Here is a 1,197-nt window from a genome sequence, read left to right as displayed (position 1 = left end):
TTGACCTGAGCCCCTAGATCTCCTCCAGATTTTGGTAGAGTCCGCGGCAACAGAGGGCGGACGCATGAAGCGCAGCAGGTTCAACGAAGAACAGATCATTTCGATATTGAAGGAGCAGGAGGCCGGGCTGTGGACGGCGGACCTGTGTCGCAAGCACGGCATCAGCAGTGCGACCTTCTACAAGTGGAAGGCCAAGTATGGCGGCCTGGATGTATCGGATGCACGGCGGCTGAAGACGCTGGAGGACGAGAACACCCGGCTCAAGAAGCTCTTGGCCGAGGCCATGCTCGACAATGCCATCCTCAAGGATGTCGCAGCAAAAAAATGGTGACGCCCGACGCAAAGCGGGATGCGGTGGCTAATGCCTGCCTGGTGCACGGAGTGAGCCAGCGGCGGGCGTGTGAAGCTTTGGCTGTGGATCGATCAAGCGTGCGGTATCGCAGTCTGCGGCCGGACGACCGCGAGCTGCGAGAGGGGATGAAGACCGTTGCCGCCCAGCGGCGACGGTTTGGATATCGTCGTATCCATGTGATGCTGCGGCGACAGGGCATCGAGATGAACATCAAGAAGCTCAGGCGGCTCTATGCCGAGGAGAAGCTGCAGGTGCGCAAGCGCGGCGGCCGCAAACGCGCCTTGGGAACAAGACGGCCGATCATCGTGCCGGACCAGCCCAACCAGCGCTGGAGCCTGGACTTTGTCAGCGATGCTTTCACCGATGGCCGGCGGTTCAGGATGCTGACCGTTGTCGATGACCACACAAGGGAATGCCTGGCCTTGGTCGTAGATACCTCGCTCTCCGGGCGACGGGTGGTGCGCGAGCTCGATGCCATTATTGCACAAAGAGGCAGGCCGTCCACGGTGGTCAGTGACAATGGCACCGAGTTCACCAGCATGGCGATCCTGCGCTGGTCCCAGGACCGGCAGATCGACTGGCACTACATCGCGCCGGGAAAGCCCATGCAGAACGGCTTCATCGAGAGTTTCAATGGCAGCTTCCGCGATGAATGCCTCAACGAGACGCTATTCACGTCACTGGCCGAAGCCAGGATGCGGATCGGCGCATGGAAGGATGATTACAACGACCATCGACCGCATTCCTCGCTGGGCAATCTCACGCCCAGCGAATTTGCCAGCAATCTGGCACTGGAAAAACAGGCCGCTTAGGGCCAAACATCAACCAAAGGACTCTCCGTAAAA

Annotated in this window: 1 protein-coding gene; it reads left to right on the top strand. The window is 59.7% G+C overall.

From position 1 onward, the window contains the following. The first annotated feature begins 64 nt into the window (after positions 1-64). A protein-coding gene (locus NA2_RS21185; RefSeq protein ID WP_086005991.1) for an IS3 family transposase occupies positions 65-1,164 on the top strand; the annotation gives its coding sequence in 2 pieces (ribosomal slippage) (positions 65-314 and positions 314-1,164; 1,101 coding nt in all). Positions 1,165-1,197: the final 33 nt, after the last annotated feature.

Origin of the sequence: Nitratireductor pacificus pht-3B (assembly GCF_000300335.1) — a bacterium.
Taxonomy (GTDB): Bacteria; Pseudomonadota; Alphaproteobacteria; order Rhizobiales; family Rhizobiaceae; genus Nitratireductor; species Nitratireductor pacificus.
The sequence above is the reverse complement of the archived record's forward strand: the minus strand, read 5'-3'. Positions and strand labels throughout refer to the sequence as shown.